General features: G+C 71.0%; 18 protein-coding genes and 3 pseudogenes. 16 read left to right on the top strand and 5 right to left on the bottom strand.

Annotated elements, in window-relative coordinates; translation table 11 throughout:
- Nucleotides 1-15 precede the first annotated feature (15 nt).
- The 8 genes from ACFJI0_RS08280 (at nt 16) to ACFJI0_RS08245 (ending at nt 9,932) form a co-directional block, all read left to right on the top strand.
- Nucleotides 16-1,494 carry a superoxide dismutase family protein gene (locus ACFJI0_RS08280; protein ID WP_382324213.1) on the top strand — a complete coding sequence of 493 codons (1,479 nt, stop codon included), beginning with the start codon at nt 16-18 and terminating at the stop codon, nt 1,492-1,494.
- On the top strand, nt 1,485-3,953 hold the full coding sequence (locus tag ACFJI0_RS08275) for a ligase-associated DNA damage response DEXH box helicase (RefSeq protein WP_382324211.1): 2,469 nt from the start codon (nt 1,485-1,487) through the stop codon (nt 3,951-3,953). The genes ACFJI0_RS08280 and ACFJI0_RS08275 overlap by 10 nt, the downstream gene beginning before the upstream one ends.
- On the top strand, nt 3,946-4,611 hold the full coding sequence (gene pdeM, locus ACFJI0_RS08270) for a ligase-associated DNA damage response endonuclease PdeM (protein ID WP_382324209.1): 666 nt from the start codon (nt 3,946-3,948) through the stop codon (nt 4,609-4,611). Before ACFJI0_RS08275 ends, pdeM begins: the two co-directional genes overlap by 8 nt.
- Before the next feature lie 130 nt (nt 4,612-4,741).
- On the top strand, nt 4,742-5,623 hold the full coding sequence (locus ACFJI0_RS08265) for a TauD/TfdA dioxygenase family protein (protein WP_382324207.1): 882 nt from the start codon (nt 4,742-4,744) through the stop codon (nt 5,621-5,623).
- Nucleotides 5,624-5,634: 11 nt separating this feature from the next.
- A complete protein-coding gene (locus ACFJI0_RS08260; RefSeq protein ID WP_382158706.1) occupies nt 5,635-6,642 on the top strand; it encodes an ABC transporter substrate-binding protein in 1,008 nt (335 codons plus the stop codon).
- Nucleotide 6,643: 1 nt separating this feature from the next.
- The gene (locus ACFJI0_RS08255) at nt 6,644-7,540 is read left to right on the top strand and encodes an ABC transporter ATP-binding protein (protein WP_382324205.1); all 897 of its coding nucleotides are present in this window, start codon (nt 6,644-6,646) and stop codon (nt 7,538-7,540) included.
- On the top strand, nt 7,537-8,412 hold the full coding sequence (locus tag ACFJI0_RS08250; protein WP_382324203.1) for an ABC transporter permease: 876 nt from the start codon (nt 7,537-7,539) through the stop codon (nt 8,410-8,412). The genes ACFJI0_RS08255 and ACFJI0_RS08250 overlap by 4 nt, the downstream gene beginning before the upstream one ends.
- Nucleotides 8,409-9,932 (top strand): FAD/NAD(P)-binding protein, encoded by a 1,524-nt coding sequence (locus tag ACFJI0_RS08245; protein WP_382324201.1) that lies wholly within the window; start codon nt 8,409-8,411, stop codon nt 9,930-9,932. Before ACFJI0_RS08250 ends, ACFJI0_RS08245 begins: the two co-directional genes overlap by 4 nt.
- Here the strand turns inward: ACFJI0_RS08245 and ACFJI0_RS08240 are convergent.
- From ACFJI0_RS08240 to ACFJI0_RS08225, 4 genes and pseudogenes are all read right to left on the bottom strand, one after another.
- Entirely contained in the window at nt 9,851-10,285 is a 435-nt protein-coding gene (locus ACFJI0_RS08240; RefSeq protein WP_382324199.1) for a tetratricopeptide repeat protein, read from the bottom strand. The genes ACFJI0_RS08245 and ACFJI0_RS08240 overlap by 82 nt on opposite strands.
- Nucleotides 10,254-11,081 (bottom strand): annotated as a pseudogene (locus ACFJI0_RS08235) (ABC transporter ATP-binding protein); the annotation flags it as partial. The pseudogene ACFJI0_RS08235 and the gene ACFJI0_RS08240, both read right to left, overlap by 32 nt.
- 5 nt (nt 11,082-11,086) lie before the next feature.
- Nucleotides 11,087-11,926 (bottom strand): ABC transporter permease, encoded by an 840-nt coding sequence (locus ACFJI0_RS08230; RefSeq protein ID WP_382324197.1) that lies wholly within the window; start codon nt 11,924-11,926, stop codon nt 11,087-11,089.
- A gap of 7 nt (nt 11,927-11,933) precedes the next feature.
- On the bottom strand, nt 11,934-13,025 hold the full coding sequence (locus tag ACFJI0_RS08225) for an ABC transporter substrate-binding protein (RefSeq protein ID WP_382324195.1): 1,092 nt from the start codon (nt 13,023-13,025) through the stop codon (nt 11,934-11,936).
- A 176-nt stretch (nt 13,026-13,201) separates the two neighbouring features.
- Between ACFJI0_RS08225 and ACFJI0_RS08220 the strand changes: the two are divergent.
- The 6 genes and pseudogenes from ACFJI0_RS08220 to ACFJI0_RS08195 form a co-directional block, all read left to right on the top strand.
- Nucleotides 13,202-13,480, top strand: a pseudogene (locus ACFJI0_RS08220) (hypothetical protein); the annotation flags it as partial.
- Between the two features lie 136 nt (nt 13,481-13,616).
- Nucleotides 13,617-14,048 (top strand): hypothetical protein, encoded by a 432-nt coding sequence (locus ACFJI0_RS08215; protein WP_382324193.1) that lies wholly within the window; start codon nt 13,617-13,619, stop codon nt 14,046-14,048.
- Nucleotides 13,988-14,392 (top strand): annotated as a pseudogene (locus tag ACFJI0_RS08210) (cytochrome-c peroxidase); the annotation flags it as partial. The gene ACFJI0_RS08215 and the pseudogene ACFJI0_RS08210, both read left to right, overlap by 61 nt.
- A 130-nt stretch (nt 14,393-14,522) precedes the next feature.
- Complete coding sequence (locus ACFJI0_RS08205; RefSeq protein WP_382324191.1) at nt 14,523-15,056, top strand: cytochrome-c peroxidase; 534 nt, start codon at nt 14,523-14,525, stop codon at nt 15,054-15,056.
- A gap of 117 nt (nt 15,057-15,173) precedes the next feature.
- On the top strand, nt 15,174-15,947 hold the full coding sequence (locus ACFJI0_RS08200) for an SDR family oxidoreductase (RefSeq protein ID WP_382324189.1): 774 nt from the start codon (nt 15,174-15,176) through the stop codon (nt 15,945-15,947).
- 148 nt (nt 15,948-16,095) lie between these two features.
- Nucleotides 16,096-16,995, top strand: coding sequence for a LysR family transcriptional regulator (locus ACFJI0_RS08195; RefSeq protein WP_382324187.1), 900 nt, complete (start codon nt 16,096-16,098; stop codon nt 16,993-16,995).
- On the opposite strand, the gene ACFJI0_RS08190 is transcribed toward ACFJI0_RS08195, so the two are convergent.
- Nucleotides 16,996-18,348: an LLM class flavin-dependent oxidoreductase gene (locus ACFJI0_RS08190; RefSeq protein WP_382324185.1), complete on the bottom strand. Its 1,353-nt coding sequence runs from the start codon at nt 18,346-18,348 to the stop codon at nt 16,996-16,998.
- A 339-nt stretch (nt 18,349-18,687) separates the two neighbouring features.
- On the opposite strand from ACFJI0_RS08190, the gene ACFJI0_RS08185 reads away from it, so the two are divergent.
- Together ACFJI0_RS08185 and epsC are read left to right on the top strand one after the other, a co-directional pair.
- Complete coding sequence (locus ACFJI0_RS08185; protein WP_382324183.1) at nt 18,688-19,155, top strand: rhodanese-like domain-containing protein; 468 nt, start codon at nt 18,688-18,690, stop codon at nt 19,153-19,155.
- A gap of 115 nt (nt 19,156-19,270) precedes the next feature.
- Nucleotides 19,271-20,218 (top strand): serine O-acetyltransferase EpsC, encoded by a 948-nt coding sequence (gene epsC / locus ACFJI0_RS08180; protein WP_382324181.1) that lies wholly within the window; start codon nt 19,271-19,273, stop codon nt 20,216-20,218.
- The last annotated feature ends 62 nt before the right edge of the window (nt 20,219-20,280 follow it).

Genomic DNA, 20,280 nt, shown 5'->3' with positions numbered 1-20,280 from the left:
TTGAAGGATCCCTCCATGCCACGCCATTTGTCTTCCTGTGTGTCGCTCGCCGCCGTCCTTGTGCTGGGCGCCGTGGCGGGCTGCAGGACCACCCCCTCGCCCGCCGATCCGGGCGGGCCCACGCAGAGCGGGCCTGAGCGCCAACCCGCCGTGGCCCAGCTGGTCACGGCCTCGGGCCAGTCAGCGGGCCGGGCCGAGCTCGTGCAGACACCCGCCGGGGTGGAGATCGCCATCACCGTGCAGGGCCTCACACCCGGCCTGCATGGTTTCCACATCCACGCCCACGGCGCCTGCGCCCCGGGACCGGACCCGGCCACAGGCCAGACCGTGGCCTTCGGCGCGGCGGGCCGCCATTTCGACCCTGGCCAGTCGCACAACCATGGGCAGCCGGGGCAACCCGCGCACCAGGCGCACGCCGGTGAACTGCCCAACATCACCGTGGGCGCGGACGGCACGGGATCGCTGCGTTACCTGAACCCCAACGTCACCCTCTCGCGCGGGCCCGACTCGGCGTTCGGCCGCGCGCTGGTGGTGCACCAGAACCCCGACGACCACGCCACCGACCCGGCCGGCAACTCCGGCGCGCGCGTGTTGTGCGGCGTGATCCAGGCGGCCCGGCCCAGTGCCGCGACCGCTCGCACCACCTTCGATGGCGCGAGCGTGTTTCCCGAAGGCATCGCCATCGATCAGCGCACGGGCGATGCCTACGTGGGCTCGACCAACGACGGCAACATCTGGCGCCTGCCAGCGGGCGCGAACAAGGCGGAGCTGTTCCAGGCCGGTGGCGCCGTGGGGCGGCAGGCGGCGTTCGGCATGAAGGTGGACGTGGCCGGGCGCCTGTGGGTGGCGGGCGGGCCGCAGGGCAACGTGGCGGTGATCGACCTCAACACCGGCATGACCGTGGCCGACCTCAAGAGCCCGAAGGACTCGCACACCTTCCTCAACGACCTGGTGCTCGCGCCCGACAACCATGTCTATGTGACCGACTCGTTCCGCCCCGTGCTGTTCCGCGCCCGGCAGGTGATGGACGGGCCGCCCCTGCTCGACCCCTGGCTGGACCTCTCCACCACGCCCATCCGCTACCAGCCCAACCAGATCAACCTCAACGGCATCGTCGCCTCGCCCGATGGCCGCTGGCTGATGGTGGTGCAGCTGATCACGGGACAGCTCTGGCGCATCGACATCGCCTCCAAGGCGGTCACGCCGGTGGCGGTGGACGGCGGCGACCTGCGCTACGGCGACGGCCTGGCGCTGCGGGGGGCGAATGAACTCTACGTGGTGCGCAACCAGGCCAACGAGGTCGCCCGGCTCACCCTCAGCGACGACTGGAGCCGCGCGCGCGTGACGCAGCGCATCGCCGAGCCTGGCTTCAACTTCCCCACCACCGCCGCCGTGGGCCCGCGCGGGCTGATGGTGGTGAACGCGCAGCTGGACAAGGTGAAGCAGCCGCCGCCGTTGCTGCCGTTCGACGTCCTGACGATCGGGTGGCCCTGACCCAGCGGGTTCCGGTTGCTCGCGCCCGCGCGGCGGACGCGGCGCTGCTCGCGTGGTTCGCTGCCCAGGGTTGGTCCCCCGCCCCCTTCCAGCGGCAGGTGTGGCGCCATTGGCAGCGCGGAGAGTCGGGCCTGCTCGTCACGCCCACCGGCAGCGGCAAGACCTTGGCGGCGCTGGGCGGCGCCTTGCTCGACGGCCTGCGCGAGGCGGCCCCCGCGTCCCCCACCTCGCGCCTGCGCCTGCTCTGGGTGACGCCGCTGCGCGCGCTGGCCACCGACACCACCCAGGCCCTGAGCGCGCCACTGGAAGCCCTGGGCCTGCCCTGGACGGTGGCCAAGCGCACGGGCGACGCCAGCTCGCGCGACCGGCGCCTGGCCCGCCAGGGCCTGGCCGAGGTGCTGGTGATCACGCCCGAGTCGCTGGCCCTGATGCTGTCCTATCCCGAGACGGTGGCCCTGCTCGCGGGGCTGCGGGGCGTGATCGTGGACGAGTGGCACGAGCTGCTGGGCAACAAGCGCGGCGTGCTGCTGCAACTCACGCTGGCGCGCATCCGCGCGCTGGCGCCCACGGCCGTGACCTGGGGCCTCTCGGCCACGCTGGGCAACCTGGACGAGGCGCGCGACGTGCTGCTGCCGCACCGGCCCGGCGCGCCGGTGGTGCGCGGCGCGCGGCGCCGGGGCCTGGTGCTCCAGACGCTGCTGCCCGAGCACGGCGAGCGCTTCGCCTGGGCCGGCCACCTGGGCCTGTCGCAGCTGGAGCGGGTGATGCAGCTGATTGCCGGCGCGCGCAGCGCCATTCTGTTCACCAACACGCGCGCGCAGGCCGAGCTGTGGCACCGCGCGCTGTCGTCGATCTGGCTGGAAGCGCCGGGCACCCTGGCCCTGCACCACGGCTCGCTGGACACGGCACTGCGCCTGGCCGCCGAGCAGGGCTTGCGCGACGGCAGCGTGCGTTGCGTGGTGCGCACCTCCAGCCTGGACCTGGGCGTGGACTTTCCCGCCGTGGAGCTGGTGATGCAGGTGGGCAGCCCCAAGGGCCTGGCGCGCCTGCTGCAGCGCGCCGGCCGCGCCAACCACCGGCCCGGCGAGGCCGGCGTGGTCCACGGCGTGCCCACGCACGCGCTGGAACTGGCCGAGTTCGCCGCCGCACGCAAAGCCATCGCGGCCGGGGAGATCGAGGCCCGGCGGCCGCCACGCCTGTCGCTGGACGTGCTGTCGCAGCACTGCGTGACGCTGGCGCTGGGCGGCGGCTTCGAGCCGGACGCGCTGCTCGCCGAGGTGCGCGGCACACACGCCTTCGCCGCCTTGAGCGACACGCAATGGGCCGGCGTGCTGCGCTTCATCGAACGCGGCGGCCAGGCGCTGGAGAACTACCCCGACTTCCACCGCGCCGTGCGCGGCGACGACGGCGTGTACCGCGTGACGGACCGGCGCGTGGCGCTGCGCCACCGGCTCTCCATCGGCACCATCACGGCCGACGGCGCGGTGGCGGTGCGCTTTCTGCGCGGCGCCTCGCTGGGTTCGGTGGAGGAGAGCTTCATCAGCCGGCTGCGCCCGCGCGACCGTTTCCAGTTCGCCGGCCGCACGCTGGAGCTGGTGGCGGTGGACCAGATGACGGCCTACGTGCGCATGGCCAAAGGCCTGAGCGCCGCCGTGCCGCGCTGGCAGGGTGGGCGCATGCCGCTGTCCACCGAACTGGGCGCGGCCATGGAGTCGGTGCTCGACGGCCCGCGCGACAGCCCGGAACTGCGCGCCCTGGCCCCCTTGCTGGACCTGCAGGCGCGTGTCTCGGCCCTGCCCACGCCGCGGACCCTGTTGGTGGAGACGGTGCGCACGCGTGGGCGCGCGTCGCTGTTCGTCTACCCCTTCGCCGGGCGCACCGTGCACGAAGGCATGGCCGCGCTGTTTGCCCTGCGCTGGGGGCGCCTGGCGCCCAACACCTTCCTGTACGCGGTCAACGACTACGGCTTCGTGCTCAACGCCTCGCAGCCCACGCCGGTGGACCCGGACCTCATCGCCCGGCTGCTCGCACCGGCGGATCTGCTGGACGACCTGCACGAAGGCCTGAACCTCACCGAGATGGCGCGCCGCCAGTTCCGCGAGATCGCGCGCGTGGCCGGCATGCTGGTGCCTTCGCTGCCCGGCGGCGCGCAGCGCAGCGCGCGGCAACTGCAGGCTTCCAGCGGCCTGCTGTTCGACGTGCTCCAGCGCTACGACCCCGATCACCTGCTGCTGGCCCAGGCGGTGCGCGAGGTGTTCGAGGCGCAGATGGACGTGCAGGCCCTCACGGCCGCGTTCAAGCGCTGCGCGGCGCGCACGATCGATCTGCGCCAGCCCCGCACGCTGACCCCGCTGTCGTTTCCGCTGTGGGCGGAGACGGTGCGCGGCGAGCTGAGCACGGAAGACTGGTCGGCCCGGGTGCGGCGCGCGGCCGAGCAACTGCAGGCGCGCCATGGCTGAGGCCATCGACCTGGTGCTGGCCGGCGAGCCCGTTCGCCTGTTCGCCGACCGCGCGCTGTACTGGCCGGCGCGGCGGCGCCTGCTGGTGGCCGACGTGCACCTGGGCAAGGACGACGCGTTCCGCGCCGCCGGCATCGCCCTGCCCACCGGCGGCACGCGCCACGACCTGGAGCGACTGACGGCGCTCATCGAACGCAGCGGCGCGGATTCGCTGTGGGTGCTGGGCGACCTGCTGCATGGCCCGCGCGTGGATGCGCGCTGGCGCGAGGAATGGGCGCGCTTTCGCGCTCGCCACGCGGGCGTGCGCATGCTGCTGGTGGAGGGCAATCACGACCGCGCGGCGGCGCGCGCGGGGCTGGACATCGAGCACCGCCGCGAACCCGTGGACGACGGCCCGTTCGGCTTCGCGCACGCTCCGCGCCCCGCACCCGAAACCACCGGTGCCCGGTTCGTCGTCTGCGGCCATGTGCACCCGGTGGTGAGCGTGCCGGGCTTCCGGGGCCGGTTTCCGGCCTTCGCCCTGACGGAACGGCAGCTGGTGCTGCCCGCCTTCTCCCTCTTCACCGGCGGCTGGCTGGTGCGGGAGGCGCAGGCGCGCTTCGCCTGCATGGGTCCGCAGCTGCTGGACATGGGGCCCACACCCACCCGGAATCGGTAAAAACGTCGGTCAGATTCACCAGGGGGCGGCGGTTTTTCCCTCCACCGGGTGCCGATATCCGTTTTCCGCATATCGCTGCTCGATAAGGATCGTTCCCTGCGCGCGATGGGCTGCCTAGCATGGGCGGACCATGATTCTTGTAGAGCTTCCCCCCGTGCGGCAGGACTTTCACATCCAGCCCCTGAGCGACGCGCTCGGCGCCGAGGTGCTGGGCCTGGACCTCGCCGCGCCCCTGTCCGACGAGGATTTCGCCCGCCTGCACCGCGCCCACCTCAGGCACCACGTGCTGGTGTTCCGCGACCAGCGCATCACCCCCGCGCAACAGGTCGCCTTCAGCGCGCGCTGGGGCCCGCTGCAGCGCCATGTGCTGCACCAGTTCGCCCACCCCGAACAGCCCGAGGTGCTGATCGTCAGCAACATCGTGGAGAACGGCAAACCCATCGGCCTGGGCGATGCGGGTGTGTTCTGGCACTCGGACCTGTCGTACAAGGAGCGGCCCAGCCTGGGCTCCTTCCTGCACGCGCAGGAACTGCCCGCCGAGGGCGGTGACACCCTGTTCGCCAACCAGCACCTGGCCTGGGACGAACTGCCCGAGCGGCTGCGCGGCGCGGTGCAGGGCGAGCGCGCCGAGCACAGCTACCTCAAGGTGTACGCCGAGCTGCAACGCCGCAGCCCCTGGCGGCCCAACCTCTCGCCCGAGCAGATCGCCGCCGTGCCCACCGTGAGCCACCCCATCGTGCGCACGCACCCGGAAACCGGCCGCCAGGCGCTGTTCGTCAGCGAACACTTCACCACCCGCGTGGTCGGCCTGCCCGACGACGAAAGCGAGGCGCTGCTGCAGGCCCTGTACGCCCACAGCACGCAGGAGCGCTACATCTACCGCCACCGCTGGCTGCCAGGCGACATGGTGTTCTGGGACAACCGCTCGGTGCTGCACCTGGCCGCGGGTTGCCCGCCCGACCAGCGCCGCCGCCTGTTCCGCACCACGATCGAAGGCCACGTGCCGTTCTAGAAGGAAACACCATGAAAAAACACACGTTCATCCACGGCCTGCTGGCCGCCGCGCTGACCGCTGGCGCGTCGTTCGCGGCCCACGCCGAAGGCCAGATCCGCATCGCCCAGCAGTTCGGCGTGGTCTACCTGCTGCTCAACGTGGCGGAAGAACAGAAACTGATCGAGAAACACGGCAAGGCCGCCGGGCTGGACGTGAAGGTGGAATTCGTGCGCCTCTCGGGCGGCAGCGCGGTCAACGACGCGCTGCTCTCGGGCCAGATCGACATCGCCGGCGCGGGCGTGGGCCCGCTGCTGACCATCTGGGACCGCACCAAGGACAAGCAGAACGTGCGCGGCGTCGCCTCGCTGGGCAACTTCCCGTATTACCTGGTGAGCAACAACCCGGCCGTGAAGACGATTGCCGACTTCAGCGACAAGGACCGCATCGCCCTGCCCGCCGTGGGCGTGTCGGTGCAGTCGCGCGTGCTGCAGCTGGCCTCGGCCCAGCGCTGGGGCAACGACCAGTACAACAAGCTCGACAAGCTGCAGGTGGCCGTGCCCCACCCGGACGCGACGGCCGCGATCATCAAGGGCGGCACCGAGATCACGGCGCACTTCGGCAACCCGCCGTTCCAGAACCAGGCGCTGGCCGGCAACCCGAACGCGCGCATCGTGCTCAACAGCTACGACGTGCTCGGCGGCCCCTCGTCGGCCACGGTGCTGTACGCGACCGAGAAATTCCGCAACGACAACCCCAAGACCTACCGCGCCTTCACCGCCGCGCTGCAGGAAGCCGCGCAGTACATCACCGCCAACCCCGAGGGCGCGGCCGACATCTACCTGCGCACCGGCCAGGGCGCGATCGACCGCCAGCTGCTGCTCTCCATCATCAAGAACCCCGAAGTGCAGTTCAAGCTCGCGCCGCAGAACACCTTCAAGCTCGCGACCTTCATGCACGGCATCGGCGCGATCAAGAACAAGCCCGCCTCGGCGAAGGACTACTTCTTCGACGACGCCCACAGCGCGGCCGCGAACTGACATGAACCCGGCCCACGTGCTGCAGCGCCACGCCATCGGCACGCCGATGCAGGACCTGCTGCGCGCCACGCGCGAGCAGGAGGGCGGCGCGGTGTTCGGCCCCGAGAAAGTGCCCACGGCCGCCCTGCCCCGGCCGCTGCTGGACTTCGATGGCGTCTCGCTGGAGTACGCGACCGACCAGCAGGTGGTGCGCGCCACGCACCGCGTGAGCCTGTCGGTGTTCGAGGCCGAGCGTTATGTGCTGCTCGGGCCTTCGGGCTGCGGCAAGAGCACGCTGCTGAAGGCGGCGGCCGGTTTCATCGCACCGCGCGAGGGCCAGATCCGGCTCGACGGCCAGGCCATCACCGGCCCGGGGCCGGACCGCATCGTGGTGTTCCAGGAATTCGACCAGTTGCCGCCCTGGAAGACGGTGCTGGGCAATGTGATGTTCCCGCTGCGCGCCACCGGGCGCCTGGCCCGCGCCGAGGCGCTGGAGCGCGCGCACGCGGTGCTCGAACAGGTGGGCCTGGCCGATTTCGCGAACGCCTACCCGCACCAGCTCTCGGGCGGCATGAAGCAGCGCGTGGCGATCGCTCGCGCCCTGGCCATGCAGCCGCGCGTGCTGCTGATGGACGAGCCCTTCGCCTCGCTGGACGCCCTCACGCGCCGCCGCATGCAGGAAGAGCTGCTCGCGCTGTGGGAGACGGTGCGCTTCACGCTGCTGTTCGTCACGCACTCCATTGAAGAAGCCCTGGTGGTGGGCAGCCGCATCGGTGTGCTCTCGCCGCACCCGGGCCGCCTGCGCGCCGAGATCCAGGCGCACGCATTCGGCCTGGGCAGCAGCGGCGGCCCCGCCTTCCAGGCCGCCACCCAACGCATCCACGGCCTGCTGTTCGGGCCCGAGACCCCCCACCCATGAGCCTGGCCGACGCCCTGCCCCCGATCCGGCCCGAGGCCGAATACCCGCTGCCCGCGCTGGGCGACACCCCGGCCGAGCGCCCCCTGCCCTGGCAGCGCCGCGTGTGGCAGCAGGCCTGGGTGCGAAAGACCCTGATCCTGCTCGCGCTGGCGCTGCTGTGGGAAGTGCTCGCGCGCTGGCAGGACAACGATCTGCTGCTGCCCACCTTCGCGCAGACCGCGCGCGCCTTCGCCGAGGGCCTGGCGGGCGGCGAGCTGCTGCTGCGCGCCCGCGCTTCCTTGGCCGTGCTGCTGCAGGGCTACCTGCTCGGCATCGTGGCCGCCTTCGTGCTCACCACGCTGGCCGTGTCCACCCAGATCGGGCGCGACCTGCTGGCCACGCTCACGTCCATGTTCAACCCGCTGCCGGCGATCGCGCTGCTGCCGCTGGCGCTGCTGTGGTTCGGTCTGGGCAACGGCAGCCTGGTCTTCGTGCTGGTGCACTCGGTGCTGTGGCCGCTGGCCCTGCGCACCTTCGCGGGCTTCCAGGCCGTGCCCGAGACCCTGCGCATGGCCGGGCGCAACTACGGGCTGCGCGGTGTGCGCTACGTGCTGCTGATCCTGGTGCCCTCGGCCCTGCCGGCCATCCTCTCGGGCCTGAAGATCGGCTGGGCCTTTGCCTGGCGCACGCTGATCGCCGCCGAGCTCGTGTTCGGCGTGTCCTCCGGCAAAGGCGGCCTGGGCTGGTACATCTTCCAGAACCGCAACGAGCTCTACACCGACAAGGTGTTCGCCGGCCTGGTGATGGTGATCCTCATCGGCCTGCTGGTGGAGAACGTGGTGTTCCAGACGGTCGAAAAACTCACCATCCGCCGCTGGGGTGTGGCGCGATGAGCGCGCCGCGCCGCATCACCATCGTCGGCGGTGGTTTCTCGGGCGTGAGCGCGGCCGTGCAGCTGGTGCGCCACAGCCCGGTGCCGCTGGCGGTCACGCTGATCGAATCGCGCGACCGCGTCGGCCCCGGCCTGGCCTATGCCACGCACGACCCCGACCACCGCCTCAACGGACCGACCTGGGTGCACGCGGTCGACCCCGTCGACGGCGAGCACTTCACGCGCTGGTGCGAAACGCACGGCGTGTTCGAGGCAGACCCGCAGGCCGTTCAGGCCAATGGCACGGCCTTCGTGCGCCGCGCGGTGCTGGGTGCCTACCTCGAAGCCATGGTGCGCGGCCACGCCACCTGGGCGGCCACGGGCTCGACCATCCGCACCCTGCAGGACCGCGCCGTGCACGCCTGGGAGGCCGACGGCGAGGTCACCACCGTCACAGAACACGGGCAGACGCTGACGGCCGACCTGCTGGTGCTCGCCACCGGCAACGCCGAGCCGCGCCTGCAGGCCCCGCTGGACCCGGCGCTGGCGCAACACCCGGGCGTGATCGAGAACCCACTGGTGACCGCTCGGCTGCTGGGCATTCCGCGCGAGGCGCGCGTGCTCATCATCGGCAGCGGCCTGACCTCGCTGGACGTGGTCTCCACGCTGCAGCGGCAAGGGCACGCGGGTGGCGTCACGGTGGTCTCGCGCCGGGGCCTGCGCCCACGCGCGCAACCGCTGGCCAGCGGCGTGGTGGCCCACCCGGTCGGGCGCCAGAACCTGGACCGCCTGCTCGGCCCCGCGCCCGCTTTCCTCACCGAGGTGAAGCCCGAGCTGCGCACCTGGATCAAGACCCTGCGCGCGCGCATCCGCGACAGCGTGGCGCGCGGCGAGAACTGGAATGTGCCCTTCGACGAGCTGCGCGACGCCGTGTGGCAACTCTGGCCCACGCTGCCGCCGGCGCAGCAGCGCCGCTTCCTGCGCAGCGTGCGCCCCTGGTACGACGTGCACCGCTTCCGTTCGCCACCGCAGACGGAAGCCATCCACCGCGAAGCCCTGGCCGCCGGCCGGGTGGTGCACCTGGCCGCGCGGCTGCGCTCGCTGGCGGTGCAGGCCGGCACGCACCGCATCGACGCCATGCTGCAGCCCTCGGGCGGCGGCGCGCCGCGCACCGAGGCCTTCGACGTGGTGGTGAACTGCACCGGCCTGGACGCCGCCGCGCGCACCGCCGGCAACCCCCTGCTGCAGGCCCTGGTGTCGCACGGCACGCTGCGCGCCGACGCCTGCGGCATCGGCTACGCGGTGGATGCGAACTGCCGCGTGATCGACAGCGAAGGCGAAGCGCTGTCGCGCATCCGCCTGATCGGCCCGCCCACGCTGGGCACCTTCGGCGACCCGGGCGGGGCCATGTTCATCGCGGCGCAGATCCACCGCATGCTGCCGGACGTGTTCGGGACGCTTCAGCGCCCGGCCTTGTCGACCGCCTTCTTGAGCAGCTCGTATTCCGCGCAGGGCTTGGCGGTGCAGAGCAATTCCAGGTAACGCAGGTTCTTGCGCGCGCCGGCCACGTCGCCCAGCGCCAGGAACAGCTCGCCCTGGTACTCCAGCGCCGGCCGGTGCTCGGGGTCGTACAGCAGGGCTTCGCGGTACCAGCGCCCCGCTTCCTCGTAGCGCTTGAGCTGGCGCAGGCTGTAGCCGAGCAGGTTGTAGACCTCGGCGTGCTGCACGGTCTCGCTCAGCGCCGTGAGCCGCTGCACCGCCTTGGTGTACTCGCCGGCGTACACCAGCGCGCGCACGGCGGAGAGGTCGGGCAGGTCGGACGACGGCGGAGTGCCCGCCGCGCCCAGCGCCAGCGGCGCGGCCGCCAGGGCGGCGGTGATGAGCCACCGCCTCATTCAGGCCTCCGCCAGTTGCGCGGCCGCGTGCGGCACCGCCTCGCCCATGCGCCACCAGGATCTCGCGCTTGAGCGCCGCGAACGCCGGGCTCACGCGGTCGCGCGGGCCGGGTGGCAGGTCCACCTTCACCTGTTTGACGATGCGGCCGGGGTTGGCGTTCATCACGATCACGGTGTCGCTCAGGAAGATGGCCTCGTCCACGTCGTGCGTCACCAGGATCATGGTCACGCCCTCGGCGCGCCAGATGCGCAGCAGCTCTTCCTGCAGGCGCACGCGCGTGAGCGCGTCCAGCGCGCCCAGGGGTTCGTCGAGCAGCAGGATCTCGGGCTGGCCGACCAGGCCGCGCGCGATCGCGCCGCGCTGCGCCATGCCGCCCGAGAGCTCGTGCGGGTAGGCCTTCTCGAAGCCCTGCAGGCCCACCAGATCGATGTGCGACTGGATGGTGCGGCGCTGCTGCTCGGGCGGGAGCGTGGAATTGGTCAGCGCCAGGCCGATGTTCTGCTCCAGCGTCATCCAGGGCAGCAGGCGGTGGTCCTGGAACACGATGCCGCGCGAGAGGCTGGTGCCGGCGATGCGCTCGCCGTGCAGCAGGATGTCGCCCTCGTAGTCCTTGTCCAGACCGAGGATGAGCCGCAGCAGCGTGGACTTGCCGCAGCCGCTGGGGCCGACCAGCGTCACGAAGGCGCCGGGCTCGACGTTGAAGCTGGCGTTGACCAGCGCGTCCAGGCGCGGGCGGCCGGGCACGGCATAGCTTTTGGAGACGGCCTTGACTTCAAGGCGACCGGGTTCTGCCATGGTGTTTATCCTTCAAAGCCTTGTTTCCAGCGCAGCACGCGGCGCTGCAGCAGGTACATGGTGCGGTCGATGCCGAAGCCCACCAGGCCGATGATCACCATGCAGACCAGCAGCTGGTCGGTGAGCAGCAGGCCCTGCGCGCGAAAGATCAGGAAGCCCAGGCCTTCGAGGCCGCTCAGGCCTTCGGCCACCACCACCAGCGCCCAGGCCAGGCCGGCCGCGTAGCGCAGCGAGACCATGATGGTCGGCGTGGCGGCCGGCAGGATGATCTTGCGCACCAGCTGCCAGCGGGTGAGCGTCATCACCTCGGCCAGCTCGATGTAGCTCTTGTCCACGCTGCGAATGCCCTGCAGCGTGTTGAGAAAGACCGGGAAGAACACGGTCTTGGCGATCACCAGGATCTTGGCCGGCGCGCCCAGGCCCAGCCACAGCACGATCAGCGGAAACCAGGCGATGCCGGGGATGTGGCGGATGGTGTCGAAGGTGGGCGAGAGGAATTGTTCGAAGCGCTTGGAGAGGCCCGCGCCCACGCCCAGCACCACGGCGGCGAAGGCGCCGTACAGGAAACCCTGCGCGACGAGGGACAGGCTGACGGCGAAGTCCCAGAGCAGCTTCTGCTCCGTCAGCATCTTGAAGAAAGCCTCCACCACCTTGATGGGGGCGGGCAGGAAGACCGGGTCGATCCATTCCAGGCTGGCCGCCGTCTGCCACAGCAGCAGCACCCCGGCCGGCAGCAGGAAGCCGATCGCGCGGCTGGGCGCCAGCCATTGCTGGAGCTTCGTCGCGAAGGACGAAGCTTCCGACGCTGGCGCCGTGGAGGGAAGGTTGTGCGTCAGCGTGTTCATGGCGCGCTCAGTGGTAGATCGAGTGCGAGCCGCCGGCGAAGAAGCGGCCGTCCACGAAGGCGTCCACCTGCGCGTCGGTCAGGCGGCGTTCGCTCAGGATGTCGTCGCCCTGCTTCACGTACCAGTCGATGAAGGTCTTGATGGAGTTGCGCGCGCGCTGGGCATTGGGCTCGCCGGCCATGAACTCCCATTGGCCCAGGTGGGTGATCTGGAACTTCGCCACTTCCACCGGCACGCGGGTTTCGCGCGAGACGATCTTGGCGGCCTCGTCCACGTTGTCCAGCGTCCAGGCCATGGCGCGTTCGCGCGAGGCCAGGAAGGCTTTGACCGCGTCGGGGTACTTGTTGACGAACTCGCGCTTGGCGAAGTAGGTCACGCGGCCTGCGTGGTTCACGTACACGCCGTCGTCCGGCACGTGGCCGATCACCTTGAGCTTGCCCGAGAGCCAGGCGCCGGTGGCGTTGCCCGCGGCCAGGTGGGTGGTGGTGGCATCGAGCGCGCCGGAGATCACCGCCGAGATCGCCACGGTGGGGTTGTCGATCGATTCGTAGCGCACGCGGCCCTTGGTCTGGCGCGTGTCCAGCGGCAGGCCCACCGAGTTCAAGGCCTCGGTGGGGGCGGACCAGTAGCAGCTGATGCGGCTGCTGCCGAACTTCTTGCCGTCCAGATCGGCCAGCGTGTTCACCGACTTGTTCGACACGGCGGCGAGCACCGGCGCGCGGTAGCGGTTGGAGGTCTCGGAGGCCCAGATGATCACGCCGTCCAGGCCGTTGGCGCGGTGCACCGTGGCCGGGTAGATCATGCGCTGCGCGATCGAGATCGCGCCCTTGCTGAGGGCGCCCGTTTCGGCGCCCACCAGCTCCGCACCGCCCGAGGCGATGAGGTTGACTTCCTTGGTGCCGACCTTGCTGAACTCTTCCTTGAAGATGCCCTTCTCGCGGGCGATCACCGTCCACGGTGTGAGCTGCAGGTTGATCGCCGGCAGCACCTCGGCGGCGGCGGTGCCGGCCTGGCCGATCAGGCCCAGGGCCAGGGCGGCGGCGCTGCTCAGGGCGCGCAAGCGGTTGCGGGGGCTTCTGTGTTTCGTCACGACGGTCATGAGGTTCTCCAAGGGTTCGTCTGTCAGGTGGTGTGAATGACGCGCCGATTCTTGGGGCGGAGCGCGCGCCGGCCAACGAAGGAAAACGGACACCGATATGCGGCCGCAAATGGCGCAGATGCTTATGCGCATTTCGAGCCACACGAACGCGGGGGCGCGCCCAGAATGCCCTTCCCATGAGTTTCCTCGACGCTTCCCCCGAACGCCCGCTGCGCCCGCTGGCCTGGCTCACCGCGCTGGGCATCGGCGCGCTGTGCGCGGCGGTGTTCATGGCGATCGAATCGCGCGCCGCCGCGGCCGCGCCCTTGCCGCTGAAGCAGCTGCGCATCGGCGTGGCGCCCACCACCCTGCCCGTGAGCACCGGCGAGCGCGACTACACCAACGCCGGCTTCGAGGCGGTCTACGCGCAGGAACTGGCGCGGCACCTGGGCGTGGACGCGCTCATCGTGCCGCTGCCGCCCGGCGCGCAGGCGCAGGCCTTGCGCCAGGGCGACGTGGACCTGGTGCTGACGCGCGCCGACGAGGCGCGCCAGAAGGAAGACGGTCTGCGCGTGCTTGCGCACGGGCTACCAGTCGGGCCTGAGCGTTTCGATGCGCTCGGACACCGACGTGCGCGCCTGGACCGACCTGGCCGGGCGCGTGGTGTGCGTGACGGCCGACAATCCGCGCGCCCACGCGCAGGCGGCGCGCATCCAGGGACAACTCAAGGTCTTCGACGCGCCGGCCCAGGCCCTGGTGCAGGTGCGCACCGGCGAGTGCGCGGCGGCCATCCTCGACGGCTCGCAGCTGGAGCCGCTGCTGGCGCAGAAGGAATGGCGCAAGTTCTCCGCCACCCTGCCCGCCACGCGCGACAGCGCGCTGCAGGCCTGGCTGGCCGAGGGCCGCGACGAACTGGCCGCGCCCATCCGCGCCGCGGTGCAGGAGATCGGCTCGACGGCCGCCTGGGCGCAGCGGCGCCAGAAGTGGGCGGCCAACGTCGCGTTCGAGGTCTACTTCGACCAGACGGGGCCGGACTGCCATTGAGCCGGCGGTGGCTCACGGCGCTGGCGATCGCGCTCGGCCTGAGCGGCCCGGTGGTCGCGGGCGAGCCGCTGCGCGCCTTGTACGAGAAACCGGCCAACCAATGGCCTGCGCCCTGGGTCGATGAAGGTGTGGCCTTCGTGGAGCTGGGGGCCTTGCCGCCACCGCCCGCGCCACCCAACCACCTCGTGCAACTGGGCCAGCGCCTGTTCTTCGACGCCCGCCTCTCCGCGAGCGGCCACGTGGCCTGCGCCAGCTGCCACCGGCCCGACCAGGGCTGGACCGTGCGCACGCCCACGGCCACCGGTGTGAGGGGCGCGCCGGGCCGGCGCAACCCGCCCGGCCTGCAGGACGTGCGCAGCGCGGGCGCACTGGGCCTGGGACGGCGCGGCCCGCTCGCTCGCGGAACAATCGCTGCGGCCCCTGACCGACCCGCGCGAGATCGCCAACGCCTCTCTCCACGCTGTCGGCCGGCGCATGGCCCTGTCACCCGCCCGGATCGGCGAGGCCCTCGCGGCCTTCCAGCACACGCTGCACGAACGCAGCCGCTTCGACCGCTTCGCGCAGGGCGAACACCGCGCGCTGACCGACCTGGAACTCCAGGGCCTGCACCTGTTCCGCACCAGCGCGCGCTGCGCCAACTGCCACTTCGGCCCCACCCTGAGCGACGGCCGCTTCCACAACCTCGGCATCGCCTTCGTCGGCGAGCCTTCGCAAGACCTCGGCCGTTTCGAGGTGACGCGGCGGTGCGAGGACGTGGGCCGCTTTCGCACCGCCAGCCTGCGCGGGGTCTCGCGCACCGCGCCCTACATGCACCACGGCCTGTTCGATTCGCTGCAAGGCGTATTGAACCTCTATGCTCGCGGCGGCGGCGACCCGCGCAATGGCCGCGCGGGCGTGGCGGCCGACCCGCTGTACGCCTGCGCGCAGCGCCGCTCGCCCCACCTGAAGCCGCTGCCGCTGAGCGCGGCGGACATCGTCGCGCTGCAGGCCTTTCTGCGGACCCTGTGACCCCGGCATTGGACCGGTTTCCTGAACAATGCATCCAGCCAGCACGGGCTGATCTCCCGCCTGCCGCTGCCTAGACTGGGTGTTCCTTCCATCCATCCTTCACAGGGAAACATGACCATGGCACAGCACTCCATCGACGGCAAGGTGGTCCTCATCGCCGGCGGCGCCAAGAACCTCGGCGGCCTGATCGCCCGCGACCTCGCCCAGCACGGCGCCCGCGCGGTCGCCATCCACTACAACAGCGCCGCCAGCAAGGCCGATGCCGACGCCACGGTGGGCGCCATCCGCGCCGCGGGCGCGCAGGCGGTCGCGATCCAGGCGGACCTCACCACGGCGGGCGCGGTCGAGAAACTGTTCGCCGACACCATCGCGGCCGTGGGCCGGCCCGACATCGCCATCAACACGGTGGGCAAGGTGCTCAAGAAGCCGTTCGCCGAGATCAGCGAGGCCGAGTACGACGAGATGGCCGCCGTCAATGCCAAGTCCGCCTTTTTCTTCCTCAAGGAAGCGGGCCGGCACGTCAACGACAACGGCAAGGTCTGCACCCTGGTGACCTCGCTGCTGGGGGCCTTCACGCCCTTCTACGCGGCGTACGCGGGCACCAAGGCACCGGTGGAGCACTACACCCGCGCGGCGGCCAAGGAATTCGGCGCGCGCGGCATCTCGGTGACGGCCGTGGGCCCGGGCCCGATGGACACGCCCTTCTTCTACGGCCAGGAAGGCAGCGACGCGGTGGCGTACCACAGGACCGCCGCCGCCCTCTCGCCCCGTTCGAAGACGGGCCTGACCGACATCGAGGACGTGGTGCCCTTCATCCGCCATCTCGTGAGCGACGGCTGGTGGATCACGGGCCAGACGATCCTGATCAACGGCGGCTACACCACGAAGTAATGACACCCCCCTGCGCCGCTGCGCGGCTTCCCCCCTCCGTGGCGCGCCTTCGGCGCTTCGAGGGGGGACGGCATCTCGGGCCGGCGCAGCCGGACCCTGGATGCCTCTGGACGATACCAACCCCGCTGCCGTGGGCTAAATTCGGTCCATGGACAAGCTTGAGCAGTACCGGGTGTTCGTTCAGGTCGCGGAGATGAGCAGCTTCATCAAGGCCGCGCACGCGCTGGAGCTGCCGCGCGCCTCGGTGTCGGCGGCCATCCAGCAGCTCGAGGCCACCCTGGGCACGCGCCTGCTGCACCGCACGACCCGGCAGGTGCGGCCCACGGCCGATGGCCTGCAGCTGCTGGAGCGTGCGCGAGCGCTGCTGGCCGAGGCCGAGGACATCGACCAGCTGTTCCAGGCCGGCCAGCGCAAGGTCTCGGGGCGGCTCAAGGTGGATGTGCCCAGCCGCATCGCGCGCCGGCTGGTCGCGCCGGCCCTGCCGGGCTTCCTGCGCCGCTACCCCCGGCTGCAGGTGGCGCTGGGTTCGACCGACCGCGCCATCGATCTGGTGCAGGAAGGGGTGGACTGCGCGGTGCGCTTCGGCACCCTGCAGGACAGCAGCCTCGTGGTGCGCCCGCTCGGGCAAGTGGCGCTGATCAACTGCGCCAGCCCCGACTACCTGGCCGAGCATGGCGTGCCGGCGCAGCCCGACGATCTGGCGCGAGGGCACTGGGCGGTGGGCTACGCCTCCGCCTCCAACGGGCGCGAGCTGGCCTGGGAGCTCCCGCCCTCGGCCCGGGCGCTGCAGGTGCCCAGCCGCGTGCTCGTCAACAACGCCGAGAGCTACATCGCCTGCTGCGCGGCGGGCTTGGGCCTGATCCAGATCCCGCGCTTCGACGTGCAGCACCTGCTGGACCGGGGCCAGCTGGTCGAGGTGCTGCCCGGGTTCCGCGCGGCGGCCATGCCGGTGTCGCTGGTCTACCCGCACCGGCGGCAGCGCTCGCGCCGGCTCATCGCGTTCATCGAGTGGTTCGAGGCGCTGATGCAGCCGCACCTCGACCGCTGATCAGGCCGCCAGGCGCGCGGCCGCCGCGTGGCGGCCGACCGGGCGCTCCAGACCGAGGTTCTCGCGCAGCGTGCGGCCTTCGTAGGCGGTGCGGAACAGGCCGCGGCGCTGCAGCTCGGGCACCACCAGGTCCACGAACTCGTTGAGCGAGGCGGGCAGCACCGGCGGCATCACGTTGAAGCCATCGGCCGCGCCGTTCTCGAACCATTCCTGCATGCGGTCGGCGATGGTCTGTGGCGTGCCGATCACCACCCAGTGCCCGCGCGCACCCGCCAGGTATTCGTAGAGCTGGCGCACGGTGAAGCGCTCGCGGCGCGCGAGCTCGATCACCACGTGCGCGCGGCTGTTGATGCCCTTGGGCGGCTCGGGGTAGTACGGCGGCGGCGCATCCAGGTTCCAGCGGCGCAGGTCTTCGCCGGGCCAGAACGGCACCAGGGTGGAGAGGCCCACCGAGGGGTGGATCAGCGCCTGCAGCTCGGCCCATTTGGCCTGCGCCTCGGCCTCGGTGCGGCCGATCACGGGCGAGATGCCGGGCAGCACCAGCAGCTGCTCGGGCCGGCGGCCGTACTTGGCCATGCGGCCCTTCACGTCCTGGTAGAAGGCCTGGGCTTCGGCCAGGCTGGTCCAGGCGGTGAAGATGGCCTCGGCGGTGGCGGCCGCGAGTTCCTTGCCGTCTTCGGACGAACCGGCCTGCACGATCACCGGGTGGCCCTGCGGCGAGCGCTCCAGGTTGAGCGGCCCCTTGACCTTGAGGTGCTTGCCGATGTGGTTGAGCTCGTGCAGCTTGGCCGGGTCGAAGTACACGCCGGACTCGCGGTCGCGCACGAAGGCGTCGTCCTCGAAGCTGTCCCACAGGCCCTTGACCACGTCCACGAACTCGGTGGCCTTGGCGTAGCGCTCGCCGGGCGAGGGGTGCGCGTCCAGGCCGAAGTTGCCGTGCACGCTGTCGTTGCTGGTGGTCACCACGTTCCAGGCCGCGCGGCCCTTGCTGATGTGATCCAGCGAGGCGAACTTGCGCGCGAGCAGGTAGGGGTCTTCGTAGGTGGTGGACGCGGTGGCGACGAAGCCGATGTGTTTCGTCACCGCCGAGAGCGCGGCCCACAGCGTGACCGGTTCGAAGTGCGAGATGCGGCCCTGGCGGCTGAAGGACTCGTCGTCGCCCGTGCCCCAGATGCCCGGGCTGTCGGCGACGAAGACCTGGTCGAACAGGCCGCGCTCGGCCGTCTGCGCGACCTCGATGTAGTGGTCGATGTTGGTGCCCGAGTCGATCTGCGAGCCCGGGTGGCGCCAGGCGGCGACGTGGTGGCCGGTGGCCATGATGAAGGCGCCAAGGCGCAGTTGTCGTTTGCTCATGCGGGTGTGCTCCCAGTGGATCGAGCCCGCCAATCTAGGCGCGCATGCGGCCCCGAGGAAGGAAACAAACCGCATATCCATAGCCGTTCTGATTCGTTGCGGCAACGCAGCATGCGGCCTAGCATTCATGCACCGGTGTTGGAAACGACTGGTCCGGCCGATGCGGGGATGCAGAGAACCCTGGTTGTCTCCTGGGGGGAGGATTGCATCGGCCGGTTTTTTTTTGGAGCGTGACCCTGGCTCAGATGTTTGGGCAATTAAGAAACAAAAAAACAATGGTTTGTGTGTTGAAGCGGCGCTTTTAGAGTGCATTCCAACTTCACACCAAGGGTCTCCAACATGACGGTTGCCATCGAATCCCCCACGCTGCTCGACGCCCTGGACGCCATCGGGCGCGACGCCCAGGCCCGGGGCCTGCCCTACGCGGGTGGCATCCCGCCCGAACTCGCCTGGTCGCTGGTCTCGGCCGGCGAAGCCCGGCTGGTGGATGTGCGCAGCGCGGAAGAGCGCAAGTTCGTGGGCCATGTGCCCGACAGCCTGCACGTGCCCTGGGCCACGGGCACCAGCCTCACGCGCAACCCGCGCTTCGTGCGCGAGCTCGAAGCCAAGGTCGGCAAGGAAGCGCGCGTGCTGCTGCTGTGCCGCAGCGGCAAGCGCTCGGCGCTGGCGGCCGAGGCCGCCACCAAGGCCGGCTTCACGCAGGTGTTCAACGTGCTCGAAGGTTTCGAGGGCGAGATCGACGCGCAGCAGCACCGCGGCGGTCAGGACGGTTGGCGCTTCCACCAACTCCCATGGGTGCAAGATTGAACACCCCTGCCGCGCTTCGCGCGTCCCCCTCAAGGGGGCAACGCCAGCCGACCGGCAAAGCCGGATCTGCGGCATTTCTGGTTGGGCCACGGCGCGCCAACAGGGTGGTGGTCTCATGAGCGATTCCCGGAAATCGTCTGTGGACGTGCGCTCGCACCTGTTCGACCTGCAGCAGGTCGTGCGCGACCTTGCCGACGTGCGCCAACGCTGGCGCACCGCGCAGAAGCGCTCGCGCGAACCGGGCGGGCGCGAGCTGCCGTCGCGCGACGCGCTTGGCAATATCCTCGACGGGCTGCGCGGCGCCCTGTTTCCCATGCGCCTGGGCCCGCCCGACCTGCGCCAGGAGAGCGAGGACTTCTACATCGGCCACACGCTGGATGCCACGCTGCATGCGCTGCTGGGCCAGGTGCGGCTGGAGCTGCGCTACCAGCACCGCCACGCGGGCGGCACCGACGAAGCGGCCACCGAACAGCAGGCGCGCGAACTGGTGCGCGACTTCGCGCACTCGCTGCCCCGGCTGCGCGAGCTGCTCGACAGCGACGTGGTGGCGGCCTACGAGGGCGACCCCGCCGCGCGCAGCGTGGACGAGGTGCTGCTGTGTTACCCCGGCATCCAGGCCATGATCCACCACCGTGTGGCGCACCGCTTCTACCAGCTGGGTGTGCCGCTGCTCGCGCGCATCGTGGCCGAGCTCGCGCACGGCGCGACAGGCATCGACATCCACCCCGGCGCGTCCATCGGCGCGGGCTTCTTCATCGACCACGGCACCGGCGTCGTGATCGGCGAGACCGCCGTCATCGGCCAGCGCGTGCGCGTGTACCAGGCGGTCACGCTGGGCGCCAAGCGTTTCCCCACCGATGAGAACGGCCACCTGAGCAAGGGCCTGGCGCGCCACCCCGTGGTGGAGGACGACGTGGTGATCTACGCCGGCGCCACCGTGCTCGGGCGCGTGACCATCGGCCGCGGCGCCACCATCGGCGGCAACCTGTGGGTCACGCACGACGTGGCCGCCGGCGCCAACCTGAGCCAGGCCCGATCGCGGGAGGTCACCGCCAGCCCCTGATCGACCGCCACCGAGCTTTCCCCGCCCTTCCCCCTTCGCCGCGTCGCTTCGGCCGCACGCGT

Origin of the sequence: Hydrogenophaga sp. UC242_53 (assembly GCF_042696965.1) — a bacterium.
In the GTDB taxonomy this organism is placed as follows: Bacteria; Pseudomonadota; Gammaproteobacteria; order Burkholderiales; family Burkholderiaceae_C; genus Hydrogenophaga.
Note: the sequence above shows the minus strand (reverse complement) of the source record. Positions and strands in the feature narration are given on the sequence as shown.